Genomic DNA, 16,113 nt, shown 5'->3' with positions numbered 1-16,113 from the left:
ACGGTCACCAGGCAGGCAGCCGCCTGCGACCCGCGAGCACGTCGTGCACGAGATCGTCGTAGCCGTCCGCGAGTTCGGCCAGGTGGTACCACGCCGCGTGCAACTGCTCGTCGTTCGCGTCGAGCGTCTCCAAGGCGTGGTGCGCGCGCACCGCGGACTGGGCGAGACGGTCGATCACCGCGCCGACGGTTTCGGTGTGCAAGGTGGCGCCGAGCCGATGCTGCGGTACCGCACGTAGCACCCAGTCGTCGATGGCCATCACCAATTCACCTCGGCGACAGTCGTTCTCGGAGATGGTGGCGGGATCGGAATCCACCGAACCACCGCGACCGACCCACCGGCGCTCGTGCAGCACCGCCAGATCACGCGCGAACCATAGCAGCGGGCCACCGACCACACGGTGGCCGCGGCACGCCCTCACTAGTACACCCGAAGACGGCAGTACGCCGAATGTCCCCGACTGCGCTGCCGGGTCGACACATCGCGATGCCTCGGGAACCGCTATCACGACCGTAGATGAATCCGAACCTGCCACGTTGCCTCGCCGTTCATAGCCGCACAACACCGGATCAGGACGTTCTCACAGTAAACCTCTGCCGGGACCTGTCAAGCACTACACGGACCCGTTAGCCCATTGTAATCAGTGCCGTTCTCCCGCGTGTGAGCTTTGCCCAGTGAACTCACAGCACACGCTAAAGCGGTGGCAGGTGCGCGATCTGCACCATCTCCTGTCCTCGCGAACGCGATACCAGGACACCACGGCCCGGCGGCAACTTGGTCGGGCGCACATCGCCGATCAACTTTCCCTCGTCACGTGGCCCGCTCATGATCAGGGTGTCGACGGACATGTTCTTCAAAGTGCCGAGTACGCCGTCGAACAACGCCCGTGACACACCGCCGATACGCCGTGTGATGATCAGGTGCAGGCCGACGTCGCGCGCCTGCGGCAGGTATTCCACCAATGGCAGCAGCGGGTTGACGCCCGTCGCGACCATGTCGTAGTCGTCGACCACGAGATAGATCTCCGGGCCGGTCCACCAACTGCGCTCGCGCAACTGCCGCGGGGTGATGTCGGAGCCGGGGATGCGCTGGGACATGTACTTGGCCAGGCCGTTCAACATCGTCCCCGAGGTCTGCGACGAGGTGGAGTAGCCGGCCAGATGATCGTCGTCGACCAGGCCGAGCATGGAGCGCCGGTAGTCGATCAGGATGACCTTGGCCTGCTCCGGTGTCGAGTTCGCGACGACCCCCATGACGATATTGCGCAGCAGGGTGGTCTTGCCGCACTCGATGTCGGCGAAGGCCATGAAATGCGGCTCCGTGCCGAAATCTATGGTCCAGGGCTGCAATTCGCTCTCACCGAGGCCGACGACGACCTTGGTCGGACCGGTTTCGACATCACGCTCGGCCGCGATCGACAGCACATCGTCCCGGCCGATCTCCAGCGGGAGCATGCGCACCTCGGGCGCGCGGCGAACGCCGTACATCCGCACGAGTTCCTTCTTGGCCAAGGCGACGCCGTCCGCGACGGTCGAGGCGTCGGCGCTGGAATCCAAGCGCGGCAACGCGATCAGCATATGCAGTTGCTCGGGTGTCAGACCGCGACCCGGCCTGCCCATCGGCACCAGGGCGGCGGTGCGCCTTCCCATCTCGGAATCGGACGGGTCGCCGAGACGCAATTCGAGGCGGGTGGCGATCTGGTCCTTGATGGCCGGGCGGATCTCACCCCACCTCGAAGCGGTCAGGATCAGGTGGATGCCGTAGGACAGGCCCTGCGCCGCGATCGCGTTGACCTGCGGTTCCAGCACATCGAATTCCTCACGGACGGTGGCCCACCCGTCGATCACGAGGAAGACGTCACCGAATTGATCGGCGGCGAGTGGGTCGCGCGCCGGATCCGCGGTCGTGCCGTTGATCATCCTGGCCTCGAAGGCCGAGAACTTGCGCCTGCGGAACTCGATCATGGACTCGATGCCGAGTTCGGTGAAACGCTCCTCACGCTGGCGCAGCAGGGTGGTCAGCTCGGCGAGAGTGCGGCGCACCCTGTCGCTGTCCAATCGACCGGCGACCGAACCGACGTGCGGGATACCGGCCAGACCAGCGAGGCTGCCGCCGCCGAAATCCAAGCAGTAGAACTGCACCTGTTCGGGTGTGTGCGTCGCGGCCGCGGCCATCACGAGGGTGCGCACCGTCGTCGACTTGCCCGACTGGGGTCCGCCGACGATCGCGACATTGCCCGCGGCACCGGCCAATTGGACGGTGAGCACATCGCGGCGCTGCTCATAGGGTTTGTCGATGATGCCGATCGGCATCCACAGCTGTCCGTGCCGGTTCACCGGCGAACGCCAATCCGGTTCCGGCAGCAGCATATCCACACTCGGCGAGTCGTCGAGCGGCGGCAGCCACACCTCGTGCGCGGGGCGGCCGTGTCCGGTCAGCCGTTTCACGACGACTTCGAGCAAGGTGTCCGGCAGACCCTCCTCGCCCGGTGACGGTGGGAGCGGTGGCAGTTCGGGTAGCCCGGAACGCGTGGTGGGCGCGGCCGCGGCGGTGTTCGATATCTCGACGGGGGCCGCGGTGAACGGGGTCAACCGCTGACCGCCGACCATCCGTCCGCCCACCTCGGTGGTGCCGCTCGGCGAGACGTAGGAACCGGAGACGTAGGTCGCGTTGAACCGCAACGGATCGTCGGCGTCGCTCTTGAGATAGCCCGAACCCGGTACGCCCGGCAGGTGATAGGCGTCGGTGATACCGAGCACGGCGCGTGATTCGTTGGCGGAGAACGTGCGCAAGCCGATGCGATAGGACAGGTGCGAGTCCAGCCCGCGCAGTTTGTTCTCCTCCAGGCGCTGCGAGGCGAGCAGCAGGTGCACGTGCAGCGAGCGGCCGAGCCGCCCGATCATCACGAAGAGGTCGGCGAAATCCGGTTTCTGCGAGAGCAGTTCGGAGAATTCGTCCACCACGACGAACAGCGCGGGCAACGGGTCGAGCGCCGAACCCGCCGCACGGGCCTTCTCGTAGTCGGTCACATTGGCGAAATTGCCCGCCGAACGGAGCAGTTCCTGGCGACGGTTCATCTCACCGGCCAGCGCGTCCTTCATGCGATCGACCATCGAGAGTTCTTCCTCGAGGTTGGTGATCACCGCCGCGACGTGCGGCAACGGCTCCAGACCGAGGAAGGTCGCACCGCCCTTGAAGTCGACCAGCACCAGATTCAGGGAATCCGGCGAGTGCGTGGCGACCATCGACAGCACGAGGGTGCGCAAGAACTCCGACTTGCCGGAACCGGTCGCGCCGATGCACAACCCGTGCGGGCCCATGCCGTTCTCCGCGGACTCCTTGATATCGATCTCGACGGGTGTGCCGTCGGGCGTCACTCCGATCGGAACCCGGAGTCGCTCGCGTGCGGTTCGCGGGCGCCACACCTTCGTCGGATCGATCTGCGCGGCGTCGGAGATCTTGAGCAGCGCCATCAGCCCCGGATCGGCGCGCATATCGTCACCGAGACTGACGATCTGGGCCGCGGTGGCGAGTCGATAGCGGGCCAGGTCACGGGCGAAGGATGCCGATTCGGCGATACTCACCTCGTCCGCGTGCGCGAATCTGTCCACGCCGGTGGCGCTCTTGGCGCTCACCTCCCCCTTCGCGACAACCAATTGCAGACCGCGGCGCACCGCCAATCCGTTCTCCGGCACGCTGAGATCCAGCACGGTGACCCCGTCGAGCCCGGATTCACTGACCAGCCGTTCGGTGCCGTTGACGTAACCGTCGTCGATGACGACCACCAGGTGCAGACGCCCCTGCACGGGTTGGGGATTGCGCATGAAACGGCCGCGTTCGAGCAGTTCGTCGTTCAACGCGGTCTCCAGCTCACCGAGCGAGCCGTACATCATCCGGGCCGAGCCGATGCCGTCACGCACGACCGGATGTTGCAGGTGCGGTAGCCATTTCAGCCACGCCCAGTTCGGTGCGTCGGGATCGGCGCATACCACGGCGACCGCGACGTGGTCGGGCCCGTGGAAAGCGGTGAGTTCCATCAGCATCGAACGCACCAGGGTGCGCGCCTGCTCCGGATCGCCGCCGACGTTGATCGCCGGGAACGCGCGCAACGAGACCGCGGTCGGCAACTCGTGCACCACCGAATGCGTGCGAACGAACCGGCGCAACGCCACGGTCGAGACCGGCTCCAGATCCTCCAGCGGCCCGGTCTCGGGACGCGCGAGCTTCGTCGCCAAGCGGTGACTGCCGATACCCACCCTGATGTGTCCGAAATCCGGGTCGGTCGGCCTGCGCTCCCACATGCGTCTGGTGCCGATGACCGAGACCAGATCACGCGGCTCGGGATGACTCCAGCGCAGCGATTCGAGTTGTTTGCCGCCTGTCCTGCGGACGTCCTTGCGCATCTGGTCCAGGTAGCGGAAGTAGTCCTTGCGTTCCTCGTTGAGTTCGGGCGCGCTCTTGGAGGCACCGCCCCGATAGCCCATCATCATGCCGACCATCGACATGAGCATCATCATCGGGAACATCATCATCATGGGGTTGGCCAGCAGATTTCGACCCATCATGGCCATCATCGCGATCATGCCGACGACGGCGACGACCATCACCACCGGCATCAGTTTCATCAGCAGTGGCGCGGGCAGCGGCCGGGGGATCTCCGGCGGCGGGCTCAACGTGACTTCGCCGCCGGGTGCTCGCGGCGGCGCGATGCGCGGGCGACGAACGAAACCTTCGGTAACCATGCGCTATCCCCCAGTGGGTTCGCGGTCGAGACGGTCGAGATCGTCGAGATCGTCGAGATCGTCGAGATCGAGTTCACGGCGCGCGCGGAACGGAATCGACAGCGCCGCACCGATACCGAGAACCGCGAGGCTGACGATCGAACCGATGACCGCGATGCGGCGCGGCAGCGGGTCGGGACCTGGCGGCCTGGACGGCTCGGCCATCACCCGTGGCGAGTCCGCGCCGACCGAGACCGGCTGGTCGGGCAGTTCGGCGGTCAGCGCGGCCACCGGATCGATCAGGCCGTGCCCCAGGGAGTCGTCACGTCCCGTACCCGGCGCATGCGCGGTACGGATCACCCGTTCGACGACCTGTGCGGCGGTGAGTTGGGGAAACCGGGACCGGACCAGGGCGACCACGCCGGAGACGTAGGGCGCGGCGAAGCTGGTGCCCTCGATCGGGCTGATGCCGTCGCTGGTCTGCACGCCGTCGACCAGACCGGTGCCGCCCGGTTTGCTGTCCAGGGAGACGATCCGGCGGCCGATCGCGGCGGCGCGCACCCACGGACCGTGCAGCGACAGTTCCGAGACCATGCCGTTCGGGTCGATGGAGGCGACGGAGAGCACGTACGGGTCGAACCACGCGGGACTGACCACCGTCTGCACCGCCGACCAGCCCGGCCGGTCGTTCTGGTTCTTGCACGCCCCTTCGGAATGCACATTGCCCGCGGCCGCCACCACGACGACGTTGCGGTCGAACGCGTACTTCACCGCCGCGCCGAGGGCGCCGTCCTGGGGTGCGGCGCCCGCCGTCGAACACGCCACCTCGGAGATGTTGATGACGGTGGCCCCCATGTCCACGGCGCGCACGACCGCGCCCGCCAGGGTGAGGACATTGCCGTAGCCGGAGGTGGTGATGGCGCCCGGTTGCTCGCCCGCGCGGCGATCGGCGGCCTCGTAGGCCAGGCTGAGTTGGCGGATCGCGAGAATCTCCGCGGCGGGCGCGACACCGGTGAAGGCGTCGCCGCTGCTCGGCGCGGCGGCGATGATGCCCGCGACCAGGGTGCCGTGGCCGTCGCAGTCCACGGTGCCGTCGGTGTCGGAGACGTAGTCACCGCCCGGCTGGAGGGTGGGCAGACGCGGATGACGGTTCACGCCGGTATCGATGACCGCCACCCGCTGGCCCGCGCCGCGGCTGAACTCCCAGGCCGTCGGCAGATCGAGAACAGCTTGCGCCAGCGGCGGTTCCACCGGCGGGCCACCGGTGAGCAGGGGTTCGGCGCAGACCGATCGCTGTTCGGTCGGCTCCAGCGGCGCGGGCCTGCCGCTGATGGCCAGCGCGGCGCCGAGCGCGCCGTTGTCGACGGCGGGTGGACCGATCGCCGCGGCGGGAACCGGAACGCCGAACGTCGCGGCGCCGAGCAGCGCCGCGACGCCCGCCGTCACGGCGCAACGGCCCAGCCGCCCGGTCATAGGTTCAGGTTCCTCGCCATCGCGTAGATGCCGAGCAGCCACAGCGCGAGCGGGATGACCGCGCAGATCAGCAAATACTCGACGATCTCGCCGACACGCCTGACGACCGGAGTGATCTCGATATGGGGACCGATCACGCCGAACGCGACGGCGGCGGCGGCGAGTACCAACAGCAGGCCGCCCGAGAGCAGCCACATTCCGGAGTGACCGAAGGCCAGCATGGTGAGCAGCCCCGCGAGCACACCCGTCCCAGCGACGATCAACGTGCCCGCCTGCACGAGATCGGCGTAGGACCGCCCGCGCAGGCAGAGCACGATCGCGCTGATCACCGCCAATGTCAGGCTCTGCCAGCGCAGTTGGCCCAGCGCGTCGGCGGTGCCGAGCGCACCGGCGCAGGCGACGATCGCGCTGCCGATCACCAGACCCGACTGGTACTGGTTGGCGGTACTCGCTCGTCGACCGAGTCCGGCTGCCGACGGCAGGGTCGTCGCGCCGATCGCGCCGATTCCCTCGATGGTCGGGCGCTGTTCGTGATCGGCGGGGTCGATCGCCGCACCGGCGGTGGGCACCGGCGGCACCGGCAGGCGCGCGGCGACGGCGGCGAGCCGGGGAATCATCGACAGCAGAATGATCGCGCCGACCAGCAGCCCGACCGCGATCCTCGGCAGCGCGGGCTCCCACACCATCCGCACCAGCGCCGCGATACCGCCGAACAGCGTGAGCGTCACCGCGGCCGCGCACAGTGTCGCGCCGACACCGACGGCCCGGTACGACCCGACGGCGATCACCAGGCTCACCGCGCAGCCGAGCATCAGATGCGGACTGCCCAGCTCGCCGGGCACGAAAAGCGCTGCGCCACCGAAGAACAGCAGCAGAGCGGTCAGCGACAGCCACAGCGCGCTCAGGCCGTCTCCGTATCTGCGCGCCGCGACGATCGCGGCGACGGCCGCGGCGATACCGGCACCGGTCGCGGGGAAGGCCGCGGCAATACCGGCACCGTCGGATCGGCCGAGCGCGAACAGGATCAGCGCGATCAGCGCGATCGTCACGCAGGCGGCCAAGCCGGTCCAGCGCGCCGACCTCGGTGACCAACTGTGGTGATCCTCGGCCGTCAGCCGTGACACCGCGTCGATGACGTCGTCGAACAGCGCGGGCGACTCCTTGGCCGTCACCGACCGCAGCACCAGCAGTTCGCCGTCGTATACCTCGGCCTCGGTGAGGGTTCGGCTCGGCGGGATGGCGTCGCGACCGAGTCTGGCCAATGTCCAATGTTTGGTCTCGAGCGGCGCCCCGCCGTCGTCGATGTCCACCGGATCCGGGTTGCGGGATTCGATCAGTCGTACGAGATCGGACATGAACGAAGCGATCGGCACGGTCGCTGGCAGTCCGATATCCATCTGCGTATTGCCGCCGATCACGGATACGCGACACAGTTCGGGTTCAGCGGCTACCGCGCCGCTGCTCGGCGATTCGGTCAATTGCGCGAAGACCTCGGTTCCCTGGCGAACATTCCCGACCAACACTCGATCCGGGCCCCCGCGCCGTTCCCCGCTGCCGCGCGAGCGGTGCGATTCGCGGGGTGCGGCGGACCGACAGCCAAATCTAATGCATCGAACAGACATACAGCACGCCAACGGTACACTGACTCAAATATGAACGCAGGCAATATCACTGGTGAACAACTCGGAGACCGGTTCCGATGAGCGGTAACAGGCAGGCACAGCGCGCGTTCGACGCGGGCGTGCTCTCGTTGGGGCTGCCGATCGATGGTCAGGAATCGACCCGCGACCTCGAATACGCGAAGTTGGCGTTCCAACGTGCCACCGAATGGGATCCGACGATGTGCGACGCGTGGCTCGGACGCGCCGCCGCGGGCGAGTTGACCGCCGAGGTATTGCACAACCTGCACAAGACCAGCACGACAACCCTTTTCCGCGAGCAGCGTCGCCTCGGACTTCCGTCACGCGCGCTGTCGGGCCGCTTCGTCTCCGGTCTGTACATCGACTACCCGTTGGCGAGTTACACCGAGATCTGGCTGGCCATGGCCGCGCAGCTCATCTCGGAGCGGGAATACGACGACGCCGAGAAGGTACTCGACGAACTCGCCGAACACCGTCGGCGCCGGGTCTCCCCGGACGAACGGGTCGCCGACGATCGGATCAGCGCCTACATCCGCGGTGTACTGCATTTCAATACGCAGCGCTGGCCCGATGTGATGGCCGTGCTCACCGGTTCCGCCGAGTGGGACGATCCGTACCTGGCGGCGGGCGCGCACGTGATGGTCGGAACCGCGTGCGCCCAACTCGGATTGTTCGGCGAGGCCATCCGCCGTATGGAACAGGCCGAGGCGGGTCCGATCCCGGCGGCGCACAACACGGCGATGTTCTGCCGCGGCCTGTGCCTGCGCGAGACCGGCGAGGAGGACAAGGCCCAGGCGCTGTTCGAGAAGGTCTATTCGCAGGCGCCGGATTTCGCGGCCAATATCGCCGCCATGCGCGATCGCACCTATCGCCTCACGGTGAGTACGGCGGAGTCGATCGACGCACGCACCGACAAGTGGGATCCCGCCTCGGCGCCGTCGGCCGAACAGATGCGCAGTGCCGACACCGAGGACCGCGCCAAACGCATCCTGTCCCAGGCGCGGGCCGAACTCGACCGCCAGATCGGCTTGGAGGCGGTGAAGACCCAAGTCGCCAAGTTGCAGGCCACCGCGCAGCTGGCGAAAATCCGGGCTGAGAAGGGTATGGCCAGCGTGCCGCGCGGAAACCACCTCGCCTTCACCGGCCCGCCCGGCACCGGCAAGACCACCATCGCCCGGGTGGTCGCCAAGATCTATTGCGGTGTCGGCCTGTTGAAGACCGACAAGGTCATCGAGGCCAAACGGATGGATTTCGTCGGCCAGCACCTCGGGAGCACAGCGATCAAGACGGACAAGCTGATCGATACCGCGATGGACGGGGTGCTGTTCATCGATGAGGCGTACACGCTGATCCAGACCGGTCTGTCCGGCGGCGACGCGTTCGGACGCGAAGCGGTCGACACACTGCTGGCGAGAATCGAGAACGACCGGGACCGGCTGGTCGTGATCATCGCCGGATACGACGGCGAGATCGATCGGTTGCTGGCCGCCAACGACGGTCTGGCCTCCCGTTTCGCCAAACGTCTACAGTTCCCTTCCTATACGGCGCCCGAACTCGGACAGATCGCCGAACTCATCGCGAGCACAAGGGATTCGGAGCTCTCCGAGGAGGCGAGCGCACTGCTCGAGGCGGCCTGCGAAAGGCTCTACAACTCCGAACGGGTCGACCAGAACGGGCAGCCGAGGCGCGGTATCGACCTGGCGGGCAACGGCCGCTTCGTGCGCAACGTCGTCGAGTCGGCCGAGGAGGAGCGCGAATTCCGGCTGGCCAACGACGATTCCCTCGATCTGAGCGCGGTCGACGACTCGGTGCTGATGCGTATCGAGGCCGACGATATGCGGGCCGCGCTCAGCGGGGTGCTCTCCTCCCTCGGAGTGCCGAACTAGGTGCTCAACGGCTGGTCGGCAGCACGTCGTGCTCGACAAGCGCGTCCGCGGCGGAAAGCGTAGGGCCGGGCACCAATTGGCCGATGATCGCCCACGGCGCCAGGCGCGGCGAGTCACCGACACCGAGCACCTCCGCGGTCTCGAGGTCGGGGATGCCGTAGCGCACCCCGTTGTCGGCGACGTAGAACAGGCTGCCCCGGCGCGGACTGCCCGGATCCATCGCGGTCACCTGGACGAATTCGCCCGAGGACGGCCGCAGATAGGCGGTGTCGACCCTGTCGCCCGCGCCGTCGGAGGTCGCGAGGGTGACCGGTACGGCCGATTCCGGTATCGGCGACCTGCTCCCCGCCAGCAGGGTCACCGCCGCGCGGTCCGCGCTGCCTTCCGCGCTGGAGTCGCGTGCCGGATTCGTCCTGCCCCACGAAACGCAGGTCACCGGGGCATCCTCGGCGGACACGATCCGGGGCGCGACGGCGGGGAAGTGATCGACGGGAAGTTCGGTGACAAGGGGGATTCCGGAGAGCGCATCCGGCGGCAGTGGCTTGATCCGGCTCATGCCCTGCGAATCGGCGATCCGGATCACGTCGGCGGTGAACGCGCTGATCCGCTGCACACCGCCCGTGAGCACCACGTAGAGATCGCCCGGATCCGAATCGGCGCCGCCGATCGAGATGACGCCACCGACCGGGACATCGGACAGACGACCCGGTCCCGGCGTTCCCGCCGCCGGGATACGCGGCGCGACGAGCGGCGGCACGGCGGCGGCCGCGTCGAGCAGTCCGGCGCCGACGGGACGCGGCCGAGCCCCGGACAGACCGAGCGCCCTGGTGATCACCGAATCCGCGCGGTCGAGTACCGCGCGTTTGCCGTCGTAGAGCAGATAGGTCTGCTCGGCGCGCCGCACCAGTACCGCTTCGTCCGCGCCCAGCGGGTGGACGCGCTCGTTCACCTGGGGCCGACCCGCGATCACCGTGGTCCGCACGCCCGAGGCCGAGGCCGCGCTGCCGGTGATCGACAACTCGATCGTGTCGCAGATACTCCAGTCGGAGCGACCGCCCTGCGTGGAGCCGGGCAGCGCGGACGGCGCTCCCGGGATGCCGAGCATCGGCCCGCGCGGCTCGGCCGCCAGTTTGCTGTCCTTGACCGAATGCGGTGACTCGCTGCTGCCCGTGATCAACCGGGCGGAGGCGAGATTGAGTACCGGATGCAGCGTGCGTTCGCCGGAGTCGCGCTCCACCACCACGTAGAGCGCGCCGCTGTCCTTACCCATCACGATCAGCGAATCACCGATGGCGCCCTGGGGACGCAGGAAGGCCATGATCGCCGCTCCCGCGATCACCAGCAGTCCGAGTACCGCGCCGACCCAGAGCGAACGTGTCTGGGAACGCATGGGATCGTGCAGCATCCGCACATCGCGGCGCACGAGCGCGTGGTCGAGCCGGTGCAACAGGAAACGGTATCCGTTGACCTGAGCCTTCGTCGTCAGCTGGGCAGGCACGTGGACTCCATACGAATACTCCGAGGCCGGTTGTCTGGCAATTCTTTACAGTATCGGCCGTCTCGCCGGTGTCAATGCGCGCGACGAGCCGCACTCGACCGCACGCGCGGGCGGGCGGCGACGGGTAGGCTGATCACGAAAGTCGCGGCTGGGGCACGTGATCCGATGCGTGTCGTAGCCGATCATCGTGGACGAGGCTGTGAACGAACCGAATTCCGAATCCGTGCCCGCGCGTAAGCGCGCGGACGACAGAGCCCCGATGAGCACCGTGCTTCGCGATCCGGAAATCTGGTTGTTCCGCCATATCCCGTTGCACTACATGATCGCCCTGCTGTTGTTCGCCGCGACGGCGGCGTGGGTCGCCACGGCATTCGCCGCGCCCGCCCTCGCGATCGCGATCGTGGTCGTGTTCGCGCTGGCGGCGGGCGCGGCGCCGGTCCGGCGACGGCACCCGCACAACCTGGTGGGGATGATCGCGCGGGCGGCCGCCTATCGCGGGCGGCGCGCCCGCCCGGACCGGCTCGCGACCAGCGACGAGACCGTCGACGTGCCGCTGACCGAGGGCGGCAGTTACGGCGTGCGCTGGGAGGGCGGACTGCTCATCACGATGATGCGGATCGACCCGCCACCGGATACCCTCACGCTGTTGCGCCGGGGCGAGGTGAGCACCGACCAGGTGCTGCCGCTGACCGAGATAGGGAAATGCCTGAGCCAGTTCGATATCCGACTGGCCTCGATCGACGTGATCAGCACCGGCGCCCGCACCGCGAGCAACGGTGTCGTGGCTCGCCTGTACGACAGCATCATCGGCCCGCTGCCCGCGATCGCGCATCTCACGGTGTGGCTGGTGCTCCGTCTGAATCCGCTCGCCAACGCCCGCGCGATCGACAATCGCGGCGGTGAGGCGACCGGCACCCTGCGCACCGCGATCATCGCGACCCGCAGGGTGGCCAATCGCCTCGCCGTCCGGGATATCTCGACCTCGGTGCTCACCGCGAGCGAGATGAACGCCGCGATGCGGGTACTCACCCGCGGTGTCGCGCTGGAGGCGTTCGAGGAGACTCCGCGCTCACTCGTCCACGACGGTGTGCACCTGACCAGCTACGCGATCGGACCGGAACTCGTCGGTTCGCGCGGTTTCGCCGACATCTGGGCCACACCGAGCCTGAACACCACGGTCACCGTGCGATTGCGCCCCGATCGGCGCCGCGGTGCCGACCTGCCCGGCGGTATGCCGTCGATCACCCTGGCCGCGCTCGCGCGCTTCGACACCGAGGCCGAACCCGAGGGACCGCCGGTGGCCGGGCTGCGCGCACTGCCCGGTCAGCAGTTCCGCGCCCTTCTCGACACGCTGCCCATCCGGTCGAGCGGACACGACAAGGCGGGCGACTACTGTGGCCCGCTCGACGCGCTCGACGGCATCGCCCTGCCGACCGCCGGTTGTGGACAGCTGATCGGGGCCGATCGACTCGGCCAGGGCATCGCCGTACCGCTGATCGGTGAGGGCACCCGCCACCTCGAGGTGATCGGCAAACTCGATCTGGCCCAGCAGGTACTCCTGCGCGCGATCGCGCTCGGCGCGCACGTCGTGGTCCACACCTACCGACCGGAGAACTGGCATTCGATGGTCGTCAATGTCGGTGACCCGTACACACTCTCACTGGCTCCGCGTTTCGCAGGCGGACAGGTGCCCGCCGCCCCCGCCGCTGCGACGCCGGGTCCGACTCCGACGGCCACCGTCGTCGTCTTCGACGGCGTGGCACCCACGGCGCAGACCGGCGGCGCGACCATCGTGCACGTACGCGCCCCGAACACGCCCGCGATCGAGCCTGCCGCGGATGTCGTGCTGATCCAGGACCCCGCCGCGCCGAATTCCATCACGGTGCGCACCTCCAGCGCGGATACGACCGTCACGATGGTGACGACACCGGACGAGATGCGCTACATCGGCGAATCACTGGTCGCGGCACGCTGATCGGCGCCGAACCCGTCGGGTCCGCACCATCGGACAGCCGGTCGAAGCCCTGGCCTCGACCGGCCGTCACGGCCACGGCCCATCAGGCGCCGAAGCCGTCGCCGATCGTCTTGTCGGTCTGGAACGCGCGAACCAGCGCGTTGTCGACCGCGGTGGCCATCTTGTTCAGGAGCGTGAGCGCTTCCTGGTACTCGGTGTCCCATTTGCCCTTGGCCGTGTTGAAACCGTCCAGGCCCGAACCCTCCCAGGCGGCGTTCAGATTCGTCGCCGCGCTGTTCATGTTCTCGGCCTCTTGCACGAGCTTCGTGTAGTTCGTGTGCAGGCTGTCGTACAACTGGGTGATGGCTGCTTCGTCGTAGAGCATCAGCTGTGTCCTTCGTCGGTAGTGCGCTGGGTGCGACCGGAGGGGTCAGGCGAGGCGAAGTCCGCCGAAATCGTCACTGCCCTCTTGATCGATCGCCTGGAACTGGACCGTGCCGCGACCGACATGGCCCTCGATCTCGCTCAACACCGCGTTGAGGTCGTCGTTCTGGGCGTTCCATTCGGCGGCCGCGGTCTGGAACGCCGCCGAGGCGTCGCCCTGCCATCCCGCCTTCGCCGTGTCGACCGCCTCGTCGAGGGCGGCCAGGGTGCGTTGGATCGCGTCGACCGCGTCGGCCATCGCGGTCTGCGCCCTCTGCGCCTCTGCGTGTTCTGCCTTCAAAACCATGATTGCGTTCCTTCCGGGTATCTGTTGTGGTGGCGGGTGACGGCGAATCCATCACCCGAGTCGGAGACGATTACTGCGGCAGCCACCTCCTCCCGGGCAACATGTCGATCAGCCCGGAAATCACCTGTGCGACACGGTGATCGGTGCCCGGTGTGACGGTGGACCAGATCTGCCCGTCCGGTGCCGCGTCGGGGGCGACCACGATTCGGCCGCGACCGGTCTCGTACACCACCGCCGCGCACGGCGGTCGCGTGGTGACGCCGTCGTCGTGGGCGTAGGCGACGATCTCGGCGTAGGCGTGACAGGACTCGAAGGCGAGCCCGTAGCGGGGGGCGTCGCTCGCGTCGACGCCGAGAGCGTAGACGGCGTCGGTGTATTCGGCCGCGGTTCGGGCCGTCGACAATCGCTCGGCGAGGTCGGACGCGAGCGCGGTGAAGGCGGCGATATCGGCGGGCTCACCGCGCCCTAGCGCGCGCAGTAGCGCCGCCACGAAGGCGGAGCCGGAACCGTCGGACCAGACCGTGCCGATATCGAGTTCGTCACCGGACCTCATGGCCAGTGCGTGCCGCCCGGCCCGTCCGACCAGGCACAGCTGGATCGGCCCACCTTCGCGACGGTGGATCCGCGCGACCAGTTCACGATCGGGTTTGGCCAGGACGTGCATGGCGTCCGCCAGATCGGATTCGACCTCGCCGTAGCCATCGATCACACCGCGACCGGTCAGCTCGGTGACGGCGGCGTGCTGGGTCGCGGTCCACTCGTCGTAGGTCGGCCGACTCGGGCCGATCGCCAGAACCAGCGGCATGGTCTGGATGCCGAGCCGTTCCGCGACGGCGAGGACACCGTCGTTGGTCAGCGTCGTCATACACCACCTCCGGCGGTCCCTCGGTTCTGTGGCACCGCGGCGGATTCGGGGGCGCCGAGGACGGCGGGGCCCGCCACGATGCCCGGTTCGGATCCGAGGGCGTCGCCCACCGCGGACACACCGGCGTGCGGTTCGTATTCCTGGTCCTGCCCGGTGCCCGCAGCGCCGATCGCCCCCGGCACCAACGGAATCGAGGAACCGGACGCGGCGACCGGCGCGACCGTGGCGGCGGTCCGGGTGCGTGTCTCGGTCTCCGGCGACTGCGCGAGAACCGGGGCCTGGTAGGCGGTCTTCACCCTCGGGATCGCGCCGAGGCCGAAACCCGCGGGCCGGATGGCCGCGGCGACGGCGGCCGTCGAGCCGACCGCGGGCATCGCCGCCGCCTGCCCGGACTGCTCGGCTTCGAGGGCGACCGGAGATACGAGCGCTGGCGGTTCCCGCTGTTCCCACGGCATCGCCAGCGGTTCGGTCGCCGACTCGTAGGCCCGCATCACCCGCGACGCCGCCGCTTTGGCGACGTCGGAATCCGCGTCCGTGTGGGCCGACACCGCGTGGATGGGTGCGCCGAGACCCGCGGTGAAGGTTTCCAGCAGCATTTTCGCCTGCGCCAGCGCCGCGAGCTCGCCGCTGTCGGGCATCGCGAGCCGCGCGACCTCGTACGCCGCGGCCTGGGTCTGCGCCTTGACCGCGTGCTCGGCGGCCGCGCCCGCCGCTTCCACGAGCCAGTCCCGCAGTCCGCTCACCCGGTCGATCACCTCCCGGCTGGTGGTGGACTGCCACGCGCCACGCAGGCTCGTCATGACCAGTTCGTACTCGACCACCGCGGCGCCGAAACTCTCGGCGAGCCTGCCCCACGCGGTGCCCGCCTCCGCCAGCGGCACCGCGCCGGGACCCGTGGTGAGTTCGGCGGCCATCCGTTCCGGCTCCATGGCCTCCCAGACGACGCCGGTGAACCCTGGCGGCGGCGGTTCGATCATCCCTGTGCTCCGTATCGGGCCGTTCGGCCTCAGCCGATGCCGAATCCGGCACGGCCGAGATCGGTGGCGTTCTCGCCTTCGACCCGCCCGAATCCCTCGATCTGACCGCGCAACACCGCGGCCAGCCTGCGTAGTTCGAGAATTCCTTCCGCGGCGTTGCCGGTGTAGTTCGCCGCGACCTGGTTCATCGTCTGCGCGGCGTGCCGCGACACCGCGTCCAGACCGGCGGGCTCGACGGCCAAGGCGGGCTCGTTGTCCCGCAACCCGTGCTCGAGCCGATCTGCCAGCCCGTCGAGCCTGCTCGCGGCTTCGCGCGCGGCCACCGGGTCGAACTGGACTCCTTCGAAATCCACTCCTGCGCGAACCATG

General features: G+C 68.3%; 12 protein-coding genes. 2 read left to right on the top strand and 10 right to left on the bottom strand.

Going from position 1 to position 16,113, the window contains the following annotated elements; genetic code table 11:
- Positions 1 to 4: 4 nt before the first annotated feature.
- The 4 genes from OG225_RS39175 to eccD form a co-directional block, all read right to left on the bottom strand.
- The gene (locus tag OG225_RS39175; RefSeq protein WP_308165332.1) at positions 5 to 316 is read right to left on the bottom strand and encodes a DUF4254 domain-containing protein; all 312 of its coding nucleotides are present in this window, start codon (positions 314 to 316) and stop codon (positions 5 to 7) included.
- 376 nt (positions 317 to 692) lie between these two features.
- The gene (eccCa, locus tag OG225_RS39170; RefSeq protein WP_405179669.1) at positions 693 to 4,742 is read right to left on the bottom strand and encodes a type VII secretion protein EccCa; all 4,050 of its coding nucleotides are present in this window, start codon (positions 4,740 to 4,742) and stop codon (positions 693 to 695) included.
- Positions 4,743 to 4,745: 3 nt separating this feature from the next.
- A complete protein-coding gene (gene mycP, locus OG225_RS39165) occupies positions 4,746 to 6,194 on the bottom strand; it encodes a type VII secretion-associated serine protease mycosin (RefSeq protein WP_405179668.1) in 1,449 nt (482 codons plus the stop codon).
- The gene (gene eccD / locus OG225_RS39160) at positions 6,191 to 7,714 is read right to left on the bottom strand and encodes a type VII secretion integral membrane protein EccD (protein ID WP_405179667.1); all 1,524 of its coding nucleotides are present in this window, start codon (positions 7,712 to 7,714) and stop codon (positions 6,191 to 6,193) included. The genes mycP and eccD overlap by 4 nt, the downstream gene beginning before the upstream one ends.
- A gap of 179 nt (positions 7,715 to 7,893) precedes the next feature.
- Here eccD and eccA point away from each other — a divergent pair, with 179 nt between their 5' ends.
- Entirely contained in the window at positions 7,894 to 9,720 is a 1,827-nt protein-coding gene (gene eccA, locus OG225_RS39155; RefSeq protein WP_405179666.1) for a type VII secretion AAA-ATPase EccA, read from the top strand.
- Between the two features lie 4 nt (positions 9,721 to 9,724).
- Here the strand turns inward: eccA and eccB are convergent, their stop codons facing one another.
- Entirely contained in the window at positions 9,725 to 11,218 is a 1,494-nt protein-coding gene (eccB, locus tag OG225_RS39150) for a type VII secretion protein EccB (RefSeq protein ID WP_405179665.1), read from the bottom strand.
- A gap of 259 nt (positions 11,219 to 11,477) precedes the next feature.
- Here eccB and eccE point away from each other — a divergent pair, with 259 nt between their 5' ends.
- Positions 11,478 to 13,193, top strand: coding sequence for a type VII secretion protein EccE (gene eccE / locus OG225_RS39145; protein ID WP_405179664.1), 1,716 nt, complete (start codon positions 11,478 to 11,480; stop codon positions 13,191 to 13,193).
- Between the two features lie 82 nt (positions 13,194 to 13,275).
- On the opposite strand, the gene OG225_RS39140 is transcribed toward eccE, so the two are convergent.
- From OG225_RS39140 to OG225_RS39120, 5 genes are all read right to left on the bottom strand, one after another.
- On the bottom strand, positions 13,276 to 13,557 hold the full coding sequence (locus OG225_RS39140) for a WXG100 family type VII secretion target (RefSeq protein WP_216911464.1): 282 nt from the start codon (positions 13,555 to 13,557) through the stop codon (positions 13,276 to 13,278).
- A gap of 45 nt (positions 13,558 to 13,602) precedes the next feature.
- The gene (locus OG225_RS39135) at positions 13,603 to 13,902 is read right to left on the bottom strand and encodes a WXG100 family type VII secretion target (RefSeq protein WP_216911463.1); all 300 of its coding nucleotides are present in this window, start codon (positions 13,900 to 13,902) and stop codon (positions 13,603 to 13,605) included.
- Positions 13,903 to 13,972: 70 nt separating this feature from the next.
- On the bottom strand, positions 13,973 to 14,767 hold the full coding sequence (locus OG225_RS39130) for an ESX secretion-associated protein EspG (RefSeq protein ID WP_405179663.1): 795 nt from the start codon (positions 14,765 to 14,767) through the stop codon (positions 13,973 to 13,975).
- Complete coding sequence (locus OG225_RS39125) at positions 14,764 to 15,744, bottom strand: PPE family protein (protein WP_405179662.1); 981 nt, start codon at positions 15,742 to 15,744, stop codon at positions 14,764 to 14,766. The genes OG225_RS39130 and OG225_RS39125 overlap by 4 nt, the downstream gene beginning before the upstream one ends.
- Positions 15,745 to 15,773: 29 nt before the next feature.
- On the bottom strand, positions 15,774 to 16,112 hold the full coding sequence (locus OG225_RS39120; protein WP_405179661.1) for a PE domain-containing protein: 339 nt from the start codon (positions 16,110 to 16,112) through the stop codon (positions 15,774 to 15,776).
- Position 16,113 lies beyond the last annotated feature (1 nt).

Source organism: Nocardia sp. NBC_01377 (genome assembly GCF_045040005.1).
Taxonomy (GTDB): domain Bacteria; phylum Actinomycetota; class Actinomycetes; order Mycobacteriales; family Mycobacteriaceae; genus Nocardia; species Nocardia noduli.
The sequence above is the reverse complement of the archived record's forward strand: the minus strand, read 5'-3'. Positions and strand labels throughout refer to the sequence as shown.